The organism is Methylosarcina fibrata AML-C10, assembly GCF_000372865.1.
Classification (GTDB): Bacteria; Pseudomonadota; Gammaproteobacteria; order Methylococcales; family Methylomonadaceae; genus Methylosarcina; species Methylosarcina fibrata.
In genome coordinates, this window is sequence record NZ_KB889965.1 from 2,411,262 (window position 1) to 2,433,756 (window position 22,495).

The 22,495-nt window shown below is 54.7% G+C and carries 21 protein-coding genes and 1 riboswitch; of the genes, 11 read left to right on the plus strand and 10 right to left on the minus strand.

Features of this window, described 5'->3' with window-relative positions; genetic code table 11:
- The first annotated feature begins 67 nt into the window (after positions 1-67).
- From A3OW_RS0111285 to A3OW_RS27130, 4 genes are all read left to right on the plus strand, one after another.
- The gene (locus A3OW_RS0111285; RefSeq protein WP_020563546.1) at positions 68-952 is read left to right on the plus strand and encodes a LysR family transcriptional regulator; all 885 of its coding nucleotides are present in this window, start codon (positions 68-70) and stop codon (positions 950-952) included.
- A 187-nt stretch (positions 953-1,139) separates the two neighbouring features.
- A riboswitch (cobalamin riboswitch) is annotated at positions 1,140-1,357 on the plus strand.
- Between the two features lie 113 nt (positions 1,358-1,470).
- Positions 1,471-4,263, plus strand: a complete 2,793-nt coding sequence (locus A3OW_RS0111290) for a ribonucleoside-diphosphate reductase subunit alpha (protein WP_033411703.1) — start codon at positions 1,471-1,473, stop codon at positions 4,261-4,263.
- Positions 4,260-5,369: a ribonucleotide-diphosphate reductase subunit beta gene (locus tag A3OW_RS0111295; protein ID WP_026223513.1), complete on the plus strand. Its 1,110-nt coding sequence runs from the start codon at positions 4,260-4,262 to the stop codon at positions 5,367-5,369. The genes A3OW_RS0111290 and A3OW_RS0111295 overlap by 4 nt, the downstream gene beginning before the upstream one ends.
- Positions 5,370-5,488: 119 nt before the next feature.
- Positions 5,489-5,704 (plus strand): cysteine-rich CWC family protein, encoded by a 216-nt coding sequence (locus A3OW_RS27130; RefSeq protein WP_232422372.1) that lies wholly within the window; start codon positions 5,489-5,491, stop codon positions 5,702-5,704.
- Between the two features lie 257 nt (positions 5,705-5,961).
- On the opposite strand, the gene A3OW_RS27135 is transcribed toward A3OW_RS27130, so the two are convergent.
- From A3OW_RS27135 to tnpA, 6 genes are all read right to left on the minus strand, one after another.
- Entirely contained in the window at positions 5,962-6,525 is a 564-nt protein-coding gene (locus A3OW_RS27135) for a FlhC family transcriptional regulator (protein WP_083918198.1), read from the minus strand.
- A complete protein-coding gene (locus tag A3OW_RS0111305) occupies positions 6,522-6,830 on the minus strand; it encodes a flagellar transcriptional regulator FlhD (RefSeq protein WP_020563550.1) in 309 nt (102 codons plus the stop codon). Before A3OW_RS0111305 ends, A3OW_RS27135 begins: the two co-directional genes overlap by 4 nt.
- Before the next feature lie 11 nt (positions 6,831-6,841).
- Complete coding sequence (locus A3OW_RS0111310; RefSeq protein ID WP_020563551.1) at positions 6,842-7,537, minus strand: lytic transglycosylase domain-containing protein; 696 nt, start codon at positions 7,535-7,537, stop codon at positions 6,842-6,844.
- A 721-nt stretch (positions 7,538-8,258) separates the two neighbouring features.
- A complete protein-coding gene (tnpC, locus tag A3OW_RS0111315) occupies positions 8,259-9,851 on the minus strand; it encodes an IS66 family transposase (protein ID WP_020563553.1) in 1,593 nt (530 codons plus the stop codon).
- Between the two features lie 74 nt (positions 9,852-9,925).
- A complete protein-coding gene (tnpB, locus tag A3OW_RS0111320; protein ID WP_020563554.1) occupies positions 9,926-10,276 on the minus strand; it encodes an IS66 family insertion sequence element accessory protein TnpB in 351 nt (116 codons plus the stop codon).
- Positions 10,264-10,551, minus strand: a complete 288-nt coding sequence (tnpA, locus tag A3OW_RS0111325) for an IS66 family insertion sequence element accessory protein TnpA (protein ID WP_020563555.1) — start codon at positions 10,549-10,551, stop codon at positions 10,264-10,266. Before tnpA ends, tnpB begins: the two co-directional genes overlap by 13 nt.
- A gap of 334 nt (positions 10,552-10,885) precedes the next feature.
- Here tnpA and A3OW_RS24795 point away from each other — a divergent pair, with 334 nt between their 5' ends.
- Together A3OW_RS24795 and A3OW_RS0111335 are read left to right on the plus strand one after the other, a co-directional pair.
- Positions 10,886-11,494 (plus strand): IS110 family transposase, encoded by a 609-nt coding sequence (locus tag A3OW_RS24795; protein ID WP_198291313.1) that lies wholly within the window; start codon positions 10,886-10,888, stop codon positions 11,492-11,494.
- A 551-nt stretch (positions 11,495-12,045) separates the two neighbouring features.
- Positions 12,046-13,125, plus strand: coding sequence for a Fic family protein (locus A3OW_RS0111335; RefSeq protein ID WP_232422373.1), 1,080 nt, complete (start codon positions 12,046-12,048; stop codon positions 13,123-13,125).
- Between the two features lie 92 nt (positions 13,126-13,217).
- On the opposite strand, the gene A3OW_RS0111340 is transcribed toward A3OW_RS0111335, so the two are convergent.
- On the minus strand, positions 13,218-14,240 hold the full coding sequence (locus A3OW_RS0111340) for an IS701 family transposase (protein ID WP_020563558.1): 1,023 nt from the start codon (positions 14,238-14,240) through the stop codon (positions 13,218-13,220).
- Between the two features lie 213 nt (positions 14,241-14,453).
- On the opposite strand from A3OW_RS0111340, the gene A3OW_RS0111350 reads away from it, so the two are divergent.
- Both A3OW_RS0111350 and A3OW_RS0111355 read left to right on the plus strand, forming a co-directional pair.
- The gene (locus tag A3OW_RS0111350) at positions 14,454-15,968 is read left to right on the plus strand and encodes an FAD-dependent oxidoreductase (protein ID WP_020563560.1); all 1,515 of its coding nucleotides are present in this window, start codon (positions 14,454-14,456) and stop codon (positions 15,966-15,968) included.
- 17 nt (positions 15,969-15,985) lie between these two features.
- The gene (locus A3OW_RS0111355; RefSeq protein WP_020563561.1) at positions 15,986-16,327 is read left to right on the plus strand and encodes a hypothetical protein; all 342 of its coding nucleotides are present in this window, start codon (positions 15,986-15,988) and stop codon (positions 16,325-16,327) included.
- A 142-nt stretch (positions 16,328-16,469) separates the two neighbouring features.
- On the opposite strand, the gene A3OW_RS24800 is transcribed toward A3OW_RS0111355, so the two are convergent.
- The 3 genes from A3OW_RS24800 to A3OW_RS0111370 all read right to left on the minus strand — a co-directional run bounded on the left by A3OW_RS24800 (position 16,470) and on the right by A3OW_RS0111370 (position 19,490).
- The gene (locus A3OW_RS24800) at positions 16,470-17,753 is read right to left on the minus strand and encodes a pyridoxamine 5'-phosphate oxidase family protein (RefSeq protein WP_020563562.1); all 1,284 of its coding nucleotides are present in this window, start codon (positions 17,751-17,753) and stop codon (positions 16,470-16,472) included.
- Between the two features lie 89 nt (positions 17,754-17,842).
- Positions 17,843-18,385: a carboxymuconolactone decarboxylase family protein gene (locus tag A3OW_RS0111365; protein WP_020563563.1), complete on the minus strand. Its 543-nt coding sequence runs from the start codon at positions 18,383-18,385 to the stop codon at positions 17,843-17,845.
- Between the two features lie 205 nt (positions 18,386-18,590).
- On the minus strand, positions 18,591-19,490 hold the full coding sequence (locus tag A3OW_RS0111370) for a LysR family transcriptional regulator (protein ID WP_026223515.1): 900 nt from the start codon (positions 19,488-19,490) through the stop codon (positions 18,591-18,593).
- Positions 19,491-19,622: 132 nt separating this feature from the next.
- On the opposite strand from A3OW_RS0111370, the gene A3OW_RS0111375 reads away from it, so the two are divergent.
- From A3OW_RS0111375 to A3OW_RS0111385, 3 genes are all read left to right on the plus strand, one after another.
- Positions 19,623-20,519, plus strand: a complete 897-nt coding sequence (locus A3OW_RS0111375; protein WP_020563565.1) for an alpha/beta fold hydrolase — start codon at positions 19,623-19,625, stop codon at positions 20,517-20,519.
- A 36-nt stretch (positions 20,520-20,555) separates the two neighbouring features.
- The gene (locus A3OW_RS0111380) at positions 20,556-21,335 is read left to right on the plus strand and encodes an SDR family NAD(P)-dependent oxidoreductase (RefSeq protein WP_020563566.1); all 780 of its coding nucleotides are present in this window, start codon (positions 20,556-20,558) and stop codon (positions 21,333-21,335) included.
- A gap of 129 nt (positions 21,336-21,464) precedes the next feature.
- Positions 21,465-22,256, plus strand: a complete 792-nt coding sequence (locus A3OW_RS0111385) for a haloacid dehalogenase type II (protein ID WP_020563567.1) — start codon at positions 21,465-21,467, stop codon at positions 22,254-22,256.
- Positions 22,257-22,495: the final 239 nt, after the last annotated feature.

Here is a 22,495-nt window from a genome sequence, read left to right on the forward strand (position 1 = left end):
TGTAAACAGACAATAGAATGAAGATAATCGATGTTTCTTCATTGATTCATGAGGTATATTCATCAATATGGAATTGATCCATCTACGTATTCTGCTGGCGTTAAAACGCCAGGGCACGCTGAGCGCGGCGGCCGACACCCTGCACCTGACCCAATCGGCGCTGTCGCATCAGATTAAAAACCTCGAACAGCGTCTGGGCGTGACGCTGTGGTACAAACAGGGGCGTTCGCTGATATTGAGCCAAGCCGGACGCTACTTGTCGGAAGTTGCCGAATCGGTGATCGCCACTGTCGATTCGGCGGAAAATCATCTGGCGCAACTGGCCAAAGGCAAAACCGGTAAATTGACCATCGGTATCGAATGCCATGCCTGTTACGAATGGTTCCGCAACATTCTGCAACCCTATCTGCGCGCATGGCCGGATTTGACCGTCGAAGTCACCTCGCGCTACCGCTTTGAATCGTTCGAAGCCATCCGCCAATACAAACTGGATGCGGTGCTGACCTCCGATCCGGTCGATAACGGCCTGCTGAGTTACCAGCCGCTGTTCGATTTTGAGCTAGTTTTGATCGTTGCTGATAACCATCCTCTTGCTAGCCGCACTGAGATCACGCCCGACGATTTACGTGGCGAAACCGTGTTGACCTACCCGGTAGCCCGCGAACGGCTGGACATGTTCCGCAAGGTGCTGCAACCGGCCGGCATCGAGCCCGCCGCGCATCTGCAAGTCGAGGAAACCGACATCATGCTGCAACTGGCCGCCGCCGGCCGCGGCGTCTGTTTGCTGCCGGAATGGCTACTCGCCGACAAATCCGCCAAACTGGATTTGACCGGGCTGCGCTTTACGGGTTTGCCCATCGGCAAAACCATGTATTTGGCCTGCCGACACGAGGACGCCGAGCTGGAATATTTACGCTGGTTGGTGGAGCATGCTGGCAGCGTGGTAGTGTGAGCGCAACTGGTGGTCGCGCATAGCCATCTGTTTGCTCAGGGGAGTGCATTCAGTACTAATGGCCTATCGGAGCCAAGAAAGCAGCTTGTCTCGATGAAAATACACAAAACACAACATATAGTTATCAATAATCAAAAAAGTCACTGTATATAGTTAAGATAGCTTGACAGCCATCTTTTCTCAGCCTAAACTTCCTCACCAAGACGGTTCCCCCCGAAGGGGATTAAAAGGGAATCCGGTTGCCGTTTGTGCGCTGTTCGCATGATCGTCTGTAAGCCGGAGCTGCCCCCGCAACTGTAATCGGCGAGTTGAGGTTCAATCCGTGCCACTGGACGCGAGTCCGGGAAGGCCGAACCGAAACGGCGACCCGAAAGCCAGGAGACCTGCCCTCGAAACCTTTATCAACCAGGAGCGGGGTGTCTCCGAGGACGATGGCAAGCATTACGGTTCGGATTCTCGCTGCCGTTTTACGCCTGCCGTTGCGGCTTCATGTCCCTGCTCCCCTTGTGGAGAAACACATGGATAGCGCCGCTCAACCCGCCAGTTTTTATCCCGACCCTGCCGAATCCGTTAAACACTCCCCTTCGTATCCAACGGATAGCGGCTTGGAAGTGATTCGCCGCAACCGTTCCGTGGTCGCGTTTCAGCCGGAAAAAATCGCCATCGCCATCACCAAGGCCTTTTTGGCCGTGGAAGGCCAGTACAGCGTCAATTCGGCGCGCATCCGCGAACAGGTGGCGCAACTCACCGCCAGCGTGATCGATGCCTTGACGCGGCGTTTGCCCGGTGGCGGCACGGTGTATATCGAGGATATTCAGGACCAAGTGGAACTGGCGTTGATGCGTTCCGGCGCCCACGACGTGGCCCGTGCGTATGTGCTGTATCGGGAAAAGCACGCGGCTCAGCGCGCGGCGCAACAATCTACCGAGCTTGTCGTATCCGCTTTGCATGTAGACGACCAAGGCCAACGCCGGCCGCTGGATAGCGCAGCCTTCAGCGCGCTGTGCCGCGAGGCTTGCGCGGGTTTGACGAGTGTCGATGCCGAACGGGTGTGGGCCGAGACACTGAACAATCTATACGACGGCATGCCGCTGGCGGCGGTGCGTCAGGCCCTGGTGTTGGCGGCGCGGACCTTGATCGAATTCGAACCGGACTACGGCAAAGTCGCCGCGCGCTTGCTGTTGAGCCAACTGCGCCTGGAAGCTACCGGCTCGGCCTTGACCCAAGCCGACATGGCCGAAGCGTATGCCGGCTGCTTTATCGAGTTCATCGCCACCGGCGTCGCTGCCGAACTGCTCGATCCACGCCTGGCCGAATTTGACCTGGAACGACTGGGTCAGGCCCTGCTGGCCGAGCGCGATTTGCAATTCGATTATCTGGGCCTGCAGACCCTGTACGACCGCTATTTCCTGCACGTGAACGGCCTCCGCATCGAATTGCCGCAGTGCTTTTTCATGCGGGTGGCGATGGGCTTGGCCTTGCATGAGATCGACCGAGAGGCGCGCGCTATCGAATTTTACCGCTTGCTATCGAGCTTCGACTTTATGTGTTCGACGCCGACCTTGTTCAACAGCGGCACCCGCCATCCGCAATTGTCGTCGTGCTATCTGACCACGGTCTCCGACGATCTGGACAGCATTTATCAAAGCATCAAGGAAAACGCGCTTTTGCAAAAATACGCAGGCGGCCTTGGCAACGACTGGACACCGGTGCGGGCGCTAGGCAGTCGGATCAAGGGTACCAATGGCCACAGCCAGGGCGTGATTCCGTTTTTGAAAGTGGTCAACGACACCGCCGTCGCGGTCAACCAGGGCGGCAAACGCAAGGGCGCGGTGTGCGCCTATCTGGAAAACTGGCACCTGGATTTCGAGGAATTTCTGGAGCTGCGCAAGAACACCGGCGACGAGCGCCGCCGCTGCCACGACATGAACACCGCCGCCTGGGTGTCGGACTTGTTCATGCAACGGGTGCGTGATAACGCCGAATGGACCTTGTTTTCGCCGGTGGATACGCCGGACTTGCACGAGCTATACGGTGAAGCCTTCTCCGAGGTTTACCAGGCTTACGAAGCCAAGGCCGAACGCGGGGAGATCAAGTTGTATAAACGCATCGGCGCGGTGCAGCTTTGGCGCAAGATGCTGACCATGCTGTTCGAAACCGGCCATCCGTGGATCACGTTTAAGGACGCCTGCAATCTGCGTTCGCCGCAACAACATGCCGGGGTGATTCACAGTTCCAACCTGTGTACCGAAATCACGCTGAATACCTCGGCCGACGAAACGGCGGTTTGCAACCTGGGCTCGGTGAATCTGGCCGCGCACTTGGTCGAGCATGACGGCGCATGGCAACTGGACGCCGGCAAATTGCAGCGCACCGTCGCCACCGCGATGCGGATGCTGGACAACGTCGTCGACATCAATTTTTACGCGACGCCCAAGGCGCGCAACGCCAACCTGCGCCACCGTCCGGTCGGACTGGGCATGATGGGTTTCTCCGATTGCTTGCACCAACTGGGGCTCGCTTACGCCAGCCAGGAAGCGGTGGAATTCGCCGATTATTCGGCCGAATTGCTGTGCTATTACGCTTATCAGGCCTCGGCCGATTTGGCCGAGCAACGCGGCCGTTACAGCAGCTTTACCGGCAGTCTGTGGCAGCAAGGGCTATTGCCGCCGGATACGCTGGAACGCCTGAGCGAAACGCGCGGCGATCTGGGTGTGGTCGCGGGCGGGCGGCTGGACTGGGACGCGCTGCGTCAACGCATTGCTCAGGTGGGGATGCGCAATTCCAATTGCGTGGCCATTGCGCCGACCGCGACGATTTCCAACATCGTCGGCGTGTCGGCATCCATCGAGCCGGTCTATCAGAATCTTTATGTCAAATCCAACCTGTCCGGCGAGTTTATCGTGGTCAATGCCGCGCTGGTACGCGATTTGAAAACACTGGGATTATGGGATGCGGTGATGGTGGCCGACCTGAAATACTTTGACGGCTCGCTGGCAGCCATCGAACGGGTGCCGGCCGACATCAAGGCCCGCTACGCCACCGCCTTCGAAATCGACCCGGAATGGCTGATCGAAGCCGCCGCTCGTCGGCAAAAATGGATAGATCAGTCGCAATCGTTGAATCTATACGTCGCCGCACCGACCGGCAGCAAGCTGGACCAGATATACCGACTGGCCTGGCAACGCGGCTTGAAGACCACCTATTATCTGCGCACCTTGGGCGCGACGGCGATGGAGAAAACGGGAGGCGATGACGCGACGCCCAAAGTTTGCTCGATTACCGATCCTGATTGTGAGGCCTGCCAATGAAGCCGACGCTGAATTTTGACGATTGGGATGCGCCAATCACCTCGACTGCATCGGAAATCCAGGTCGATACGCAAAAAGTAGCTCCGTCTAATGGGAGTGTACTGCCACCAATTGATCCCGAACAAAAGCGAGTGGTCAACGGACAGGCCGACATTAACCAGTTGGCGCCATTCAAATACCCGTGGGCCTGGTCGTTTTTCTTGAACGCCAACCGTAACCACTGGACGCCGCTGGAAATCTCGATGGCGCAGGATGTGCACGATTACCAGCATAAACTGACGTCGGCCGAACGCCACGTGTTCGAGAACGTACTAGCTTATCTGACCACTTCCGACATTCTGGCGATGCGCAACATTGGCCTGGCGGTGATGGAAAAGATGAGTGCGCCGGAATTGCAAATCTACCAGGCTCGACAAGTCTACGAGGAAGCGCTGCACACCTGGACCTACCAGCATTGCATCGAAACCCTGGGGATCGACCAGCGCGAAATCTACAACCGCTACCGGGTGGTGCCGGAAATCCATGGCAAAATCGCGCTGGCCAACCGCCGCCTGCACGGCGTGTTGCAATCCGGGCGGCCGTTGACCGACCGCGACGCGCTGCATGAATTTGCCATGGCTTATCTGTTCTTCGCCGCCGTATTCGAGGGCTCCTGGTTTTACAACGGCTTCAGTCCGGTATTCGCGTTGCAGCGGCGTGGCTTAATGAAAGGCACCGCCGAACAATTGCAATACATCATGCGCGACGAAGTGCTGCATTGCGCGTTCGGCATTCGCGTGGTGCGGCAATTATTGGATGAGGAAAATCTGGCCCTCGATCCGCAAGCGCTACGGCAAATGTGGGACGAAGCCGAAGCCGCCGAAGCGGCCTATGCCGGCTACATCCTGCGCGACTCGATTCTGGGCTACAACGCCAGATTGCATGTCGAGCAATTCCGCTTTGTCGCCAATCGCCGCGCCCGGCAACTCGGCCTGTCGGAGCCCTTTCCCGGTGCCGAAAACGTATTGCCGTGGCTGGACGAACAGGCCAATCTACGCAAGGAGAAAAATTTCTTCGAAACCCGGGTTACGGAATATCAAACCGGCGGCGCGCTGGCCTGGGATTAGCCGTCAAGTATACTCAGCATCGGCAAGGCCGGGTTCAATCATGGCAGCGACGATAAACCGGCCTGTCGAAATACGGAGCAAGGCGGATTTGATGGCTGATTTTTCTCCGGAGCGTTTTCGTGGTTAGCAATAATTTCGGAAACAAACACGAGGCGAAACAGTGCCCGCGTTGTCAGCGCCTATTCATTTGCAAGGCCAATCGCATTCATCGCTGCGATTGTTCGAACATTTGTTTGTCCTTTGAAACGATTGAGTATATTCGACAGCTTTATGATGAATGTCTTTGCCTGGCTTGCTTGAAAGAGTTAGAGTCCGACGTAACGTCCCCGAAATAGCTTAGATTTGGCTGTTTCTTGGCGTTTTGCTAATGGCTATAAAGCCGGGAATGTAAACCAAGCCATACATTTACAAAAAGATTATGGATATAAAAGTCAGCTTAGTAGTCACATCTAGTCGCTTGCAACCAAGGTTTTTCAGCTGCCTGAATGTCGCAAAGTGGCCGACAAAGACCGTCAGTATCAGGCTCAATCCAAAGTGCTAAATGAATCTGCCCGATCAAACTGAGAGTTTTACAAAAACACAAATTCTGTCGTTACTTCGAGTCAGGAACGTTTCCCCTTTTTCGCAATTGATCTATGACACAAACTTGGCAGGTTGGCGGAAATTTGCTGTTGTAAATAACGATATGATCACCGTGACAGCTTTTACAATATTGCAAGGATGCCGAGCCGATTTTCAGCGCTTGGGCAATGACCCAGGCTTCGCTGAAATTAGCGGGACGCACCTTACCGTAGGGTCTGCGTTCACGAACATGGTTGGGGAATGTCTCGCAAAAAAAATCCCAGGCAAATATGATGGCGGACACATCCATTTCAGCCCTGATATCGACCGGACTGGCACTTCGATAAAGGGATGCAAACAGAGAGATGTACAGCATGGACTCTCGTACTTGGGGAATGGCTTCGATGGCGGGAAGCAAGCCCGAGCTTGGGCTCTCTCCTTGGTGAATGGCGCGATGAATATCGCGAATTTCCGGCAAACTGATGCTTTTAATCAGTTGGCTGACATATGATGTTCGAAGTTTTCGTTTGAGCAGTTGATAGGCTAATTGGTAGTTTTGCAACTGATCTTCATAGGACAAGCCTTCAGCTATCATGGCTGGCTTCCTGATTTGCTTAAAAACATTCTCAGTCGAAGGGCGCGTTGTTCAAAAGGCTCGCTCACCATGGGTTCGTTACGCAAGAATGTCCGCCAGGAATTGACGGGAAAACGGGGAGCAAAACTGAGCACATCGCTTCGCGCCAGTGCTTTCAACTGATCTACCGGCATTTTAGCCAAAATGGTCACTGCTTCCGGTGTTAAGCCGAGACTGACCATGGCTTGCTGTTTACGGCCGGACTGGATCAACGCATGAGCCAGAATCAGATAATCCAGATTCAGGTTGTAGATATTTTCGTCCATAAAGCACTCGATCAGAGCACTGCTCTGATTTGATTCGCCACCGCCAGCACCCTGCGTCCATAGCTCACTGCGGCTTTGGTATTTTGCCAGCTGTGATAGCGCCCTACCCCTAAAACCAGATCATGGGGTGCTGATTGGATGGCTTCGGCCAAGACTAAAGCACCGATCTGTAAGTTCGTGACAGGGTTCAACAGTTGCTCAGGTTTACCTACCCGATGTCCATGCCAGTAGAGATTGATTTGCATGAGTCCGACATCGATGTTCCGACGACCCTCGGCAAGGGTTTTATTTAAGAGGACTCGTGCTTCCTGTTGCGAGTCGGGGAGGATGGGTTTGCCGGACTTGTTAATGGCCCAGGGCCAGGGAGACACCTGATTTGAAGGATTCCCTTTGGCTGATTCAATCAGCGCGACAGCATATAAAATGTAAGGATCCAGTTGATGATGTTTGGCGATTTGCCACCAAAGTGTGCTTTGCAGCTTGGAAGGAGAAGGGTTTGAAACTTTTGGACTGACCGTAGTGATATAGCTTTTTGGCAAAGCCGCCTTTTCTTGCGCCTGGCAACTTGGGCCGAAACTAATGAGTCCTAAACAAAATATAGGCAGCACAAGAGCATAATTCTTTTGGCAAAAACTCCGACTCTTGTGGGATTCAGAGAGATGTTGAGCCGATGACTGATGGCGGCTCTGTAAATTGGTAAGCAACATGGCAGATGAGCATCGTTTATAATGACGCGAGTCTACCTCCTGTTTTTAATTTCTCTATGTCAGAAAAACGACCGTTTGGGGGCTTTTTTGACGGTGATGATCGGCTGGACTGCTTCGATTGTGTCGTCACTACTCCACCGATACCAGGGTCTTCAACCACGTATTGATGATGAGCACCAACAGCTTGGCATGACATGCTTTGATTTCGGCAATTATAATTGCCGATTCTATTGCCATTTTATTGCCAATCGTGCATTAAATTGCGTTGAATCAAGTTGAAACTTGATTTATCTATTTTCAATTAGTTCAATAACTTAGAATGCAACTCATTGATCTAGAAACCCATTTTATCGGACTTAAAATCCCTCGGTGGTAACACCGTGCCGGTTCGACTCCGGCCCGAGGCACCAAAAAATTCAAGGACTTAGGTTTTTTGACCGAGTCCTTTTTTATTGCCTTAAGGTTTTTGGGACACTCTCGGGACATTTTGTGGGGAAGCGATGTATTTGGCACAGGGAAAATTTTCGCGTTTTTGGCTGGAAGCCTCGGCGCTGTTGGGTTTGCGCCGAGTTCAGTAAAAATTTCGTTTTGCGAATTTTGCGCCAAGAATGATTAGATTTTGCGTTTTATTTGGCACAATCCGAGTTTTGAATGATTGAGTGTTAACCCGGAACGATGGAAAGCGTGCAGAGGTACCACGACTCAAGTTCACCGGTAGAAATTAATCGGTGGCAGCAAACGGCAGCAATTCGTCGATGCGACTGTTAGGCCAGGTGGGGAGTTTTTCCAGGGTTTCTCTTAACCAAACGGCCGGATCGAGGCCGTTGAGCTTGGCGGTGCCAAGCAGAGATTGAATGACGGCGGCCCGTTGGCCGGCTCGTTCCGAGCCTGCAAACAACCAATTCTTTTTCCCCAAGGCAATGGGGCGAATACTGTTCTCGACGGGATTGTTGTCGATGGGCAGATCACCGGTTTCGGCGTAACGCGTCAGGGCGCTCCAGCGTTTCAGGCTGTAATTGATCGCTTTGGTCGTTGCGCTGTTGGGCGCGGTATGGAGTCGTGTTTGCTGCAGCCAATCGTCCAGGTCGGTTAATGCGGGTCGGCTTTTTTCCGCCCGCAGGCATTGGCGCTCGTCGGTACTCATGTCTCGGCCCTCGGCTTCAATGGCATACAGCACGCCGATCCGCTGCAAGGCTTCTTGTGCCACGGGGCTCTGACTGGCCTGGAACAGGTCGAAGAACTTCCTGCGCGCATGCGCCCAACAGGCGAGCTCGACGCACGGTTCAAGCAGGCGTTGATGCTCGGGATGCGCGCGGGCAGTCGCAAACAGGGCTTTATAGCCACCATAGTCGTCGACCATCAGATGACCCTGCCAGTCTTGCAGAAACTGCTGCGCATGCCGGCCACTGCGACCGGCTTGATAGTCGAAGATGAGGATCTTCGGCCCCGGTTGCAGGTCGTTACTGCGGTAGGCCCACAAATAGGCCTTTTTCGTTTTGCCGTTGCCCGGATCGAGCTGCGGCACCGGCGTCTCATCGGCATGCAGACAGTCACGTTGCAACAGATGCCAGGCCAGGCGATCCGCCAAAGGCTGCAAGGCGACGCCGAGACGTCCGACCCAATCGGCCAGCGTGGAACGGGACAAGCTCACGCCGTCCCGCGCCGCGATTTGTTCCAGCCGGTACAAGGGTAAATGATCCAAGAATTTGCTGATCATCACCCAGCTCAACAAGCCGACCGCGGCCAGGCCGCCATCGATGACCGCCGGCGGAATCGGCGCCGCCGTGATGGTTTCACAGTGCCGACAAGCGTATTGTGGACGAATATGCCGATGCACGAAGAATCGGGCGGGTTCGACATCCAGTTGTTCACTGACGTCTTCACCGATCTTGACCAAGTCTTTTCCGCATTTTCCGCAGGCGCAGGTTTCGGGTTCGTGACGGTGTTCGATGCGCGGCAGATGATCCGGCAAGGGCTGCCGGCCAGCGCGCACCCGTTTCGGGCGAGCCACGGTGGCACACGATTGGACTTCCTGAAGCTGCTCGACTTCGGCTTCGATGGCCGAGATGTCAGTGTTCCAGGTTTCTTCGAAGACATCGCGTTGCAACGGCGCCAAGGCTTCGCTCTTGGTACTGAAACGGATGCGCTTGTAGTAAGCCAACTCGTGCGTCAGCGCGGCAATTTTGACGTCTTTGGTCTGAATCGTTTTAGCATCCCGCTCAGCCTGCTCGAGCAGTGATTGAATCAGTGCCGCTACCTCGGTTTTGGCAGCCGGTTCCAGATTCAACTGATCGAGTTTGGCAAGTGGATTCATGGTTGACATTATACCGCGCAAAGCCACTGATTGCATTGATTTTACTGGGTTTTGTCGGGCTTTAACGCCGCATTTTATACCCGCCATTCCGCTGAGGGCGTGGCCGATAGCCGTTGCCAGTCGACACCCGCGACCAGCCACCGCCACTGGGCCTGACTGAGCGCAAACACCGGGTCAGAAGCCTGGGGCCAGACAAAACGGCCTCGGTGCAAGCGCCGCTGACACAGCCACACGCCATTGCCATCCCACAGCAGCAAACGCAAGCGGTTGCCGGCCCGGTTACGGAAGATAAAAGCCGAACCGGCGCAGGGTGAATAGCCTAGGCTGTGCTGGACGATCGCGGTCAAGCCATCCAGGCCGCGCCGCATGTCGACGGGTGCCACGGCAATCCAAATGTGCGCCGGCGTTTCGATCAGGCCAGGCATCGCAACAACTCCGCCAACCAGCGCGCTGACACCGAAGCGGGTAACTCCAAACGATGACCTTGGGCATGGGTGAAGACAATACCCTCAGCCCCAGTGGACTCGACATGCACCGGTATCAAAACCGCTGAATCGGACTTGGGTAATTTGCGATAGTCGCTCAGTCGCGCGGAAAACGTACGAACATTGATTTGCTGCCCAGCGCAATACTTGGCTTGTGACAGACCACTGCGTTGCCACGCTTCAATATGCCGACGCCATTTCGCTGTGATGGCCATGTTAAAACTCCTGATCAAAAAATCACAGGATGCACCAGGACGTTTAGTTTTTACAGGTGGGATGGCTGACCGCTTACAAAGAGGTGGCTCGGTTGATCGAAGAGAGGGATTTATTAAAAAACGTCGATTCCCTATGCAAAGAAACAGGTTGCCCTTACACTCATCTGACGCGCGGACACTGGCCGCCCGCTTTTTGGAGGTTAAATCCCCGTCAAAAAACCTGGCCGATGGGAAGCTGCGGACCCAACTGTGGCGGCACTTCGAGTGACCCCGTTTAGGAAGGTGAATTCATCCGAGTCCCTGTCCGACGCGTTCAATTCCCTGGGAGATGAACATGTCGAAAGCAATCCAATCAACTCACGGTTTACCGATTATTCATCAACGTGCCGCCGGCGTCGACATTGGCTCTCGGTTTCATGTCGTTGCGGTGCCCACCGATCTAACTGATGAGCCTGTGCAGACGTTTCAGGCGTTTACGGCTGATATTCAGCGAATGGCCAACTGGTTGCTGGCTATCGGTATTGAAACCGTCGCCATGGAATCGACCGGCGTTTATTGGGTGCCGGTTTTTGAAGTGCTCGAAAGCGCCGGTCTCGATGTCATTGTCGCCAATGCGCGCGAGACGCGATCCGTACCGGGACGCAAGAGTGATGTGAATGATGCGCAATGGTTGCAACGCTTGCACGCCTGCGGTTTGTTGCGTGCCAGCTTTCGTCCTGGTCGGGATATCGCGGCTCTGCGCGCCTATCTCCGGCATCGGGAGCGATTATTGGATTATACGGCCGCCCATATCCAGCACATGCAGAAGGCGCTGACATTTATGAATCGCAACGGCTACGGAATTCAGTGCCCCTATCCCGGCGATCATCGCCGATTCTTCCCAGAGTCCCCATGCCCTGGCAATCGCCGAGGCCGCTTTCAAATTGAATCAACTGCGCAATAATTAGCTTAACCCACCGGAGTGGATAGATTGGGTCATTACTCCAGAAGAAGAAAAAGCAGGCTTCCCGAAGCGTCCGTTCGCCAAGCCCGGCCATGAAGCCGAGTTAAAAAAGCGTACACTTACAAATTTGTATAACGCAAGACCGGCGTGGCTGAATAACGCCCATAAACCCTCGATAAAGTCGTCGCCAAAGCGTATGGCTGGGGACGATTACACACCGGCAATGACTGACGCGGAAATTTTGCAGCGTCTGTTGAAACTAAATTTGTCGCGGGCTAGCGGCAATATCCTCAACAATTGAGCAGAAAAACGATACAAATTGAATACGCTGCCTTAAAAAATCGAATCATTCTCAGTGGAACTGCAAAAATAAATTGCCGATTTCGTTGTGTTCTTGAAAGTAAAATAACGACTTAAATATTTTACTTTTCTGTCTAAAAGTAAAATAATGCTGTTTTTGTTTTACCTTTGGCTCTCAAAACACCATGACCATCCAACTTGAACAATACCGCTCGGGTCAGAACGAAAAAGGCTATGAATACCGTTATTTCGTGCCATCGAAGATCAATGACGAATGGGTTTGGCAATCGTCGCAGATCAACACGCTATTGGAAAAAGCCGCTGTCAAACTCGGGGAGTTAAATTCATTCGCCCGCTTGGTTCCCAATATCGATTTGTTCATTCGTCTTCACGTCACTAAAGAGGCTGTTGTTTCCAGCCGCATTGAAGGGACGCAGACGAATATGTATGAAGCCGTTCTACCGGAACGGGACATTTTGCCGGAACACCGCAATGACTGGCGCGAGGTGCAGAACTATATCGCGGCGATGAACCAAGCGGTGTATGAACTGGCCGCCTTGCCACTTTCCTCAAGACTGCTCAAAAAAACGCACGCCATCTTGCTGAACAATGTGCGCGGCGAACACAAACTGCCCGGCGAGTTCCGTACCAGCCAGAACTGGATCGGTGGACACAGTCTGGCGGATGCGACGTTTATTCCGCCGCATCATCGCTATGTGGAGGAGTTGATGGGGGATTTGGAGAATTTTCTGCACAATCCCGACATCCAGGTGCCGGCATTGATTCGGATCGCCATTGCCCATTATCAGTTTGAGACCATACATCCCTTCTTGGACGGCAACGGGCGTATTGGTCGTTTGCTGATTACTTTGTTTCTGGTCAGCGAGGGCATACTGGAAAAACCCTTGCTTTATCTTTCCAGTTATTTTGAAAAGAACAAGGGATTGTATTACGACAACTTGATGGTAGTGCGGAATAAGAGCGATATGCTGCAATGGTTAAAATATTTTTTGGTCGGCATCGAGCAAACTGCGACATTGGCGGCGCGCACGCTATCGAGAATTCTTGAATTGAAAGCAAGCATAGAACGAGACCTGCAAACACAATTCGGTCGCCGTGGTGTCAGTGCGCAGATTCTATTGAATGCCTTATTCCAGGAACCGGTGATTGTCAGCATCGAAGAGGTTCAGAAGATATGCGGCCTGAGTTATAAAGCGGCAAACGATCTGGTGGCGGCCATGTGTCAGCATGGGATCTTACAGGAAACCACCGGGCAAAGCCGCAATCGTGTTTTTGTATTTTCCGCCTATATGGCAGTCTTTGAGGATTGAGTGCCCCTAAAATCTGCTATGGGCAGCTAAATCAAGAAGAGTTTCAATTTGTCCGGCAGCTTTGAGTAAAGCGTACAAATCGAAGTCAGGACTTACGCAAGACTCATGCGTAGAGATGGATTTCTGAGCTGTTGGCAGAGGTAGTCATCGAGTAGCTTCTGTTTCAATTGATAGACCGTCCGTCCCGAGGTGTAGGCCAATTGCTTCAGTCGAACCCAAACCAGGAAAGCGCAGGCAATATGATTGCGCTGAATGCGGGCAGAGCGGCACTGGCAGCGCTCCCTTCCGGTGACCTGTTTGCCTTCGCGGTGCAGTTGCTCGATCTTCCAGCGATAGCCGCACGCCTGTTGTGCGGCCGCCGTGGAATGCTGAGTGGGCTCGTTGGTCACGACCCAATCCGTGCGGTGGGTGGACACCTCAACCCGGAACAGGTGCACCTTGTGGTGTTTGGGAAAGCCTCTGATCTTGATGGTTTTACCGTGCGCCCGCTCGGTCGGGCTCCAGGTCAGCGAGTCGACCCGTTGGTAAGGTCGCGCTCCGCCGGAATCATCCACTTGGCGGTTAGCCTTGAGCGGACAATAATAGACTTTCTGCAAGGATTCGATGAATAACATCAGGTCTTTCGTGGCGTACCAGCTATCCATCAGCACGGCGTGAAACGGCAAACGCTTGTGATGCACGGCATTGCCGAGCATGTCGTGGACATGATCCAGTTTGGATTGGCCGTCGCCATCGGGATCGTAGAGCCGGTAGTCGATCAGCCAGAACTGATCCAACTCCGGATTGACATAGACGCAGGTCACGACGCCGATACCGCGAATCAGGCCATGGGCATTGCCGCTGTACTGGTGACGTACTAGGGCAATCTTTCGGGAGAAGTCCTTATCCAGCACGGTGTCGTCGAAGATCAGGTAGCCGGCCGGTGTGAGGACGATGTCGTTGCGGACGTTGTCCCATATCAGCCGCGGGGTCATCCGTTCTCGTTGCAGGTAGCGGTTGATGGCATCGTGGCTGAAGGTGTCATGGTGATCGGCAAAATAGGTCAGCGTATAATTGATCTGGCTGACCAGCAGAAATTGGCAATAATCCAGGCGAGTCATAAAAGATTTGATCATAACTTGATGTCGCTTTTGACCTCAGTCTTTGATTCATGTGCCTTCAGCGATCAGATATTTTGCGTAAGTCCTGTTCATCGAAAGATGGCGATTCAAATTAAACTTACGGCCGGAAACGGCGGTCTTTTGAAGAAGGCTATAAAAAAGATCGTTATTTTTTAAAGCCGGCAGTGAATCCTGGCGGATTTCTTCGCGATAAGGCCGGAGGTCCCTATGAAAAAAACTTCCCTTTGGAAAGACGACACCGAAGCCAGCTTTTATCCTCCTTTGCAGAAGGATTTGAACGTGGACATCGCGATTGTCGGCGGCGGCATTACCGGGACGGCCGCCGCGCACTTATTGACGCTGCAGGGTAAAAACGTCGCCTTGCTCGAAGCATGGGAGATCGGCGGCGGAACGACCGGCTTTTCTACCGGTAATCTTTACGCCACCGTTGAAGAGAGGCTGAACAAGCTTCAATGCAAGTTTGACGAAACGACCGCCCGGGCCGTCGTCTCTTCCCGTTCTGCCGCGATCGGTCATATTGAAAACACCGTCCGAGAATATGCCATCGACTGCGACTTCCACCGAAGGCCGTGGCGTTTATTATCGGAAACCGAAACTTTCGATCGCTTTCTGCAACAGGAATACAAAGCCTGTCTGAAGACGGGCCTGGATGCTTATCTGGACGATTCGGCGCCGCTGACTTTCCCGATCAGAAAAGCGCTGCGCATCGAAAACCAGGCTCAGTTCAATCCGATGCGATACGTAAAAGCCCTGGCCGCGCAGGCTCAAAAGGCCGGGGGCCGGGTCTTCGAACACACGCCGGTGCTTCACATTAAAGAAGGTTCGCCGAATATCCTGTATACGGAGAACGGCACGGTCACGGCGAATAAGGTCATCCATGCGACGCATTCGCCGAAAGGCGTCCGGTTCGTTCACACCTTGATGGGCGTCTACCGAGAATATGCGATTGCGGTCAAACTGAACTCGGACGAATATCCCGAAGGCATTTTTTGGGTAATGGGCAAGCCCCATCAACATTCCATCCGTTCCTACACCCGCCGGACCGGCGAAAATTATCTGCTGGTCCTGGGCGAGCCGCACAAGGTCGGACACAAGAAGGACAATGAGGCCTGTTTCCGGAACCTGGAAACCTATATCCGGGCCCGCTTCGACGTGAAATCGATCGAATATCACTGGAGCGCGCAGAATTACCGATCGGCCGACGGCCTGCCTTATATCGGCTCCGTGAACGATAAAGCAGGGATTTACATCGCCACCGGCTTTGCCACGGACGGCCTGACCTACGGCACACTGGCCGCCATGATCATCAGCGACCTGATTCTGGGCAAGGAAAATCCGTGGTCGAGACTGTACGACCCGCGCCGGCATAACCCGCTCAAATCGGCGGGCCGCTTCGTCAAGGAAAACGCTCATGTTTTTATGGATTATCTGACGGATTGGCCTTACCGGGCCGAGGCCAAGAGCGTGGCCGGCATCGCGCCCGGCGAAGGCAAAACGGTTGTCTTAAAGGGCGAGAAGTTTGCCGTCTACCGGGATGAGGCCGGAGAACTCCATCAGGTGTCGGCCGTCTGCACGCATATGAAGTGCATCGTCAACTGGAACAAGGAACAGAAAAGCTGGGATTGTCCCTGCCACGGCAGCCGCTTTACGGTCGACGGGCAAGTAATCGAAGGGCCGGCCATCCTTGATCTGCCGAAAAAAGCAGCCAACCATCCGCGCTAGTTTTGGAGAGTCCGGCCATGATCGTTTCAGCCATCGTCTTATTGTCAATTGCGGCGCTGCTCGGCGTTTTTCTATTGAGCTTCGTGCTGAGAGGCAAGGCCACGCCCAAGGCCATCGCCTTCACGCACGGGCCTCTGGCCGCGGCAGGGCTGGTCTTGCTCGTCATTTATACCGTTCAAAACAGTCTGGCACCGGTCGCGAGCCTGTGGTTCTTCGTGATTGCCGCGGCCGGAGGACTTGTTTTGATTTCCCTCGATCTTACCCGAACCGCCGTGCCCGGGTGGTTAGCCGTATTGCACGGGCTGATCGCGCTGGCCGGCCTGATTGTGCTGTCAGGATTTGCCTTGGGCTTTAATTAATATTCCTGGGCCGCTGCCAAGGCATAATTATCGTCTATTTGCTCGATAGACTTACGCGGAGGCCGGATAGCACGTTGTGCGTTAACCTTGCCGATGTGCGCCGGCTATCCCATCCGAGTCTGATCCTATTGTTTTCATTCGGTTAACTGAAGCTTTCAAATTGCACTCTTTCGTCGGCGATACCGAGCCGGCCGGCGGTTTGGCGCACGCTTTGGATCAGGCGGGCCGGGCCGCAGACGTAAATGACGGTATCGGCGGACGTGCCGTTCAACAACGCCGGCACGTCCAGCCGGTTTGGCGTTGGCGCCTGAGTGAAATAAAACCGGCAGCGATCGGGAAAATGCCGCCGCAAGTCGTTGACAAAGGCCATTTCTTGCGGCACACGGCCGGTATAATGCAGTTGAAAATCCGCCCCCCGTGCGGCCAGTGCTTCGGCCATGGCTTTTAACGGGGTGATGCCGATGCCGCCGGCGATCAACAAGGCGGGGCGATCGTCGTCGTGCAACGGGAAATAATTCTCCGGCGCATCGGCGTTGAGACGGGTGCCCAACTGCCAGCTATCGTGCAAAGCACGCGATCCGCCTTCGCCGCCGTCGACGCGCTGCACCGCGATGCGGTAGCAGTCCGGATCGCCCGGCGCGTCGGTCAACGAATAAGCCCGGAGAGCGACGTTGCCGTCGGGCAGCGCAATCGGCACGCGGACATGCGCCCCGGCCCGATAGCCAGGCAGCGGCTCGCCGTCCGCATGGCGAAGTTCATAGGCGCGAATGCGCGGCGTCAGTTGCCGAATTCCGCTAAGGGTCAACGGCAGCGCGCCACGGCCCAAGGCGCGAGCGCTTGGTTTTTCCATTGCCATAGGTTCGCGTCGGGCTTGTTCGAGCAGCGTTTCGACTTCGCGCTGGCTGTAGCGGGGCGTAATGTATTTCGGGCAATTCCAGTCGTAGGCTTCGACGTGAATGAGTATGCCGCGTTCGACCGGGGCGCGAAAGTCGGGCGATTCCAGTTTCGCCAGCAATGCCGGCTCGCTGCGTTCGTCCACCGCTCGCGCCCGGCCCCAGATTTTCAGGCGCTGCCGCGCTGGATAGTCCATCAGCAGCAAACTCACCCGGTCGTCGCCGCGTAAATTGCCTACCGAAAGGTATTGGCGATTGCCGCTGAAATCGGCATAGCCCAGGGTACGGTCATCCAGCACTTTCAAAAAACCCACCGGCCCGCCGCGATGCTGCACGTAAGGCCAGCCGGTTTGGCTGACCGTAGCTTGATAAAAGCTGTCGCGCCCGGCAATGAATTCTTGTTCGAAAACGCCCAGCGCCACGGTTTCGGCCTCGCCGAGCTCGGCCGCCCGATACGCCATACGGCTGCCCATTTCGGCTTGTACCGCTTGCACGCCGGAGGTGAAGCTGATTTTTGCAAAAGTGCGGGCCATAACATGCCTCCCCCGATCCGATTGAAAAAAATTTCCTGGTTCCCACGCGGCTGCGTGGGAACCAGCATTACGCAGGGTCTCGTCGAGCATTAGGCCGCGTTGAGCGCCACTTTCGGAAAGTCGATGCTGACCCGGCTGGCTTTAGCCAGGATATTGGTCAGCACGTTCATGCCGACGTGAGTAATCACCTCGACGATGTCGGCCTCGCTGAAACCGGCGTCGCGCATGGCCTGCAGCTCGGCATGGGTGACCTCGCCCTTGTGCTCGACCAGCGCGCGGGCGAATCCGACCGCCACCGCCGCTTTGGCGTCCCGGCTGGAGCCGGCCCGGTTGGCTTCGATTTCCGCCCCGTTCAAACCGGCTTTGCGGCCGATGGCGGTATGGGCGGACAGGCAGTATTCGCATTCGTTCTGCTGCGCCAGCGCCACCGCGATGCGCTCGCGGGTGGCCGCCTCCAGCGAGCCATGGCCCGCGATGTGATACAGGCCGAGGAAAGCTTTTAAAGCATCCGGCGAGTTAGCAAACACCCGCAAGAAGTTGGGCACCATGCCCAATTGGTTCTGGATCGCATCCAACAGGCTGCGTTGGTCGGTGTTGGCAGTTTCGTTGCTGACGGTGGTAATACGGCTCATAAGGGTTCTCCAAATAATGAAAGGATTTGACATTCACCTGCGTGAACTTCAGCAGGTGGATACAGTGTGCCGTATTGCAGAAAAATAAAGAATAACCAATATTATCAATTTACTATTCCTTTAAACGGAATTATCAATTTTGTACGCAGAGGATCCAAGCGCATATAGAACACTCAGCATCTCCAATTTTCGAATTCACGACGGATCAATTCAGAGAGGGGTTCTCTCTCAATCTGGCGGAAATCAGATCAACAAAGGACCTTACCTTTGCAGAGGCATAACGTCCTTCGCGATGTATGACATGAATGGGCATGGGCGCCGGTTCATACTCGCTCAATAGTATTTCCAGTTGCTCTGACGCAAGGTGTGGGGCGACCTGATAGGACAGCAACCGAGTAATGCCAAATCCTTGCACAGCCGCTTCGATGGCGGCGTCATTGGTCGTTACCGTGAGCCTGGGTTTTACCCGAACGGCGACCAATTCGGAACCCTGGCGAAACTTCCACTCGATGCTGGGGCTTACGGCACTGGCCGAAACAATGTCGTGCCTCGGCAGTTCCTCCGGGTGTTGCGGCATTCCGTGCTTTTCCAGATAGCCAGGGGATGCGCACAAAACCCGGCGAACATAACCCACGCGTAGGGCTCTCATACTGGAATCGGGCAATTCGCCAATGCGCACGCCCACGTCAATTCCTTCCTCCAGCAAGTTAACAACCCGGTCGAGAAGCAGTGCCGACACTTGCATCGCGGGATAGCGCTGCAAAAACTCGACGATACTCGGAAGGACGTACAGCTTGCCGAAAAGCGCCGGCGCAGTGACCGCCAAATGCCCTCTGGGCTCGGCATTGATTCCGGCAGCCGCTTCATCGGCTTCGTCTACTTCCCCAATGATTCGGCGAGCATCATCCAGGTAGCGTTGTCCCGCATCGGTGGCGCGTACAAAGCGCGTGGTTCTGTTCAGGAGTTTTACGCCCAGCCGATCTTCAAGTGCGGCAATTGCCCTTGTCACGGCCGGAGGCGACATTCCCAGCCGGCGAGCACCACCCGCGAAACTTTCCTCTTCGGCGACCGCCACAAATACGTTCATCAAATGCAATCTGTCCATTCTTAATTCCAATAAACGGAATAGTCTATTGTATTTGGCGGTTATTCTAAACTCAAATAGCATGGGATACAGTGCAATCGCCCGCATCGCCGGATGCGTGCCGTGAACACAATTTATCCAGGAGACATAATCATGAATACGTTCCACCATGCCAATATCGACGGCCATAAGATTTTTTATCGTGAGGCGGGGGCCAACAGCGCGCCCGTCATCGTGTTATTGCACGGTTTTCCTTCTTCTTCTCACATGTTCCGGGATTTGATTCCGAAGCTCGCCGACAGATTTCACGTGATTGCGCCCGACTATCTCGGATTCGGTTACAGCGATCAACCCGGTGCGAAAGAATTTCACTACACCTTCGACAATCTGTCAGCGCAAATTGAAAAGCTGCTCTTCACCCATCTCGGCCTCAAAAAATTCACTCTCTATGTGCAGGACTACGGCGCGCCAATAGGCTTCCGCATCGCATCGCGCCGCCCTGAGGCGATCGAAGGGATTGTCGTACAGAATGGCAATGCCTACCTGGAAGGCGTAAGCCCTGCCCTGGAGCCGATGACAGTTTTCTGGAAGAATCGGAATCCGGAAACCGAGGCCCCGCTTCGAGGCTTTCTGGATGCAGAAACAACCCAGTTTCAATATGAACACGGGGCGTCCGATCCGAGCAAAATCAGTCCCGACAGTTATACGTTCGACCAGCTATTCCTCGACCGCTCCGGTAACGATGCCATCCAGCTCGACTTGTTCTTCGATTACCGGAACAACGTCGCGCTTTACCCGGAGTGGCAAGCTTATTTCAGGGCGTATCAGCCGCCGACCCTGATCGTATGGGGTCAGAATGACCCGTTCTTCACCGTAGAAGGAGCCAAGGCATTTCTGCGCGACATTCCCCGGGCCGAGCTGCATCTGCTTGAGGCGGGACACTTCGCCCTCGAAGAACACAGTGGAGTGATAGCAAATTACATCAAGGAGTTCCTTGGTAAGAGAAAGACTCAATTGAAGTGCTGCAATGAACTGGCATCGGTTTGCTGAGCACACCCTGACTTTATTTCGAATCGGAGACAGATGATGAACCATTTTGCAAATCGGCGCGTTCTCGTCACCGGCTCCGGACGCGGCATCGGGAAAGCGATTGCGTACCGGTTTGCCCGGGAAGGCGCGAAAATTCAACTGGTAGCGCGAAGCCAGGGCGAGCTCGATGCGACGCGGGCGGAACTGCTTGCGTTGACGCCGGAGGTCCGCGCGACAGCACTCGACCTCCAGCTTCCCGGCTCCGCCCGGCAAATAGTGGGCGAAGTCGCCGACGTTTGGGGCGGTCTGGATATTCTCGTCACCAATGCCGGAGCCGCCGCTCAAGGCGGATTTCTGGAGCTGGAGGACGATGCCTGGCAAACGGGATTCGGCTTGAAGATGTTCGCCAATCTGCGCGTCATTAAAGCCGCATGGCCTCTGTTGAAAGCCTCGCAGGGAAACCTCGTCATGATCGGCGGCGGTACCGGCAAAACGCCCGACCGGCAGCTCTCGCTGGTGTCGGCGATCAACGGGGGACAGGCGGCGCTGGCAAAATCGATTGCCGAACAAGGCATTCTGGACGGAATCCGCGTTAATCTGGTTCAGCCCGGCATGGTGAACACCTCAAGGCGGAGGCAACTCTTTGAAAAATGGGCCGCCCAGGCGGGAACCGGCATCGAGCATTATATGACGCAAATCACCAGAGAGAGCCGTATTACCCGCCTGGGAGAACCTTCGGATATTGCGGAAGCGGTGGCTTTTCTCTGCTCCGATGCATCACGCTGGATTCACGGCGCCATCCTCGACGTGGACGGCGGCCAGGCCAAAGGGCTATAACCGCGGCCAATTTTGACAGTCATCATTAGGCATGGCTTCCAGCCGGAATTCGGATGAACCGGCGGAATGTCCAAGACATCCATGTCCGGGATGGCTATGTGAATAACAATTTTTTCTGTAGGGGGCGACATGGCATTAACTCGACGGGATTTTCTCAACCTCACTGCCGGCGTCACGGCTGGACTTTGGGTATCGAATAGGGCAATTGGGACCGCGGCTATCCCAAAAATCGGCGCTGTTGCCTTTGACGGTTTTACCACTTTTAATCCACAAACGGTCTTTGCGCTCGCGGAGGAGCTCTTTCCGGGTAAAGGAGCCGAACTGAGCAACGCCTGGCGCACTCGTCAGTTCGACTATGCCTGGTTGCGCACGTTATCGGGTCGCTACGTGGATTTCTGGCAGGTTACCGAAGACGCACTGGTATTTGCCGCCAGGATGCTCAAGCTGGACCTGAGCCTGGATAAGCGCAGGCAACTCATGCAAGCTTATCTTGAGATCAAGGCTTGGCCTGATGCCCTACCCGCATTGAGGACGTTGAAGGATATGGGCATCCGAATGGCGTTCTTGTCCAATTTCACGGCAGCGATGCTTGATGCCGCGGTCAAGAACTCGGGTCTGGAGGGCATTTTCGAAGCACACCTCAGCACTGACCGGGTCAGGGCATACAAGCCCGATCCGCGTGCTTATCAGATGGCGATGGATACGTTCGGGTTGCCGCGCGGCGAAATTGTTTTTGCCGCGTTTGGCGGCTGGGATGCGGCAGGCGCCAAATCGTTCGGTTACCCGACTTTCTGGATCAATCGGACGAGCCTTCCCGTCGAAGAGCTGGGTGTTGCGCCAGATGCGATCGGCGACAACTTGAACGATCTGGTGCGTTTTGTGAGATCGAAGAAGGAGCAAATCGAATTCAAAGATTTTTAACGCGGCATCAAAGGCTTGCGGATCAGGCGATAGCTATGACCGGGACCGGACAGACAAAAATGCATCTGGGCTGCCGAAGCCAAAGAGCAATCCCTGAACTCTCCTCACTTCGGTTCCACCATGGCAATCGAACCGGACTGAGCACAGGGTAAAAGGCGGCTTTCTCTGTTTTCTATGCCGAGGCGGAAGATGCGACGTTAAATTTTACCCGGCTGCGCCTTTCACCCAGAACTGTCCAG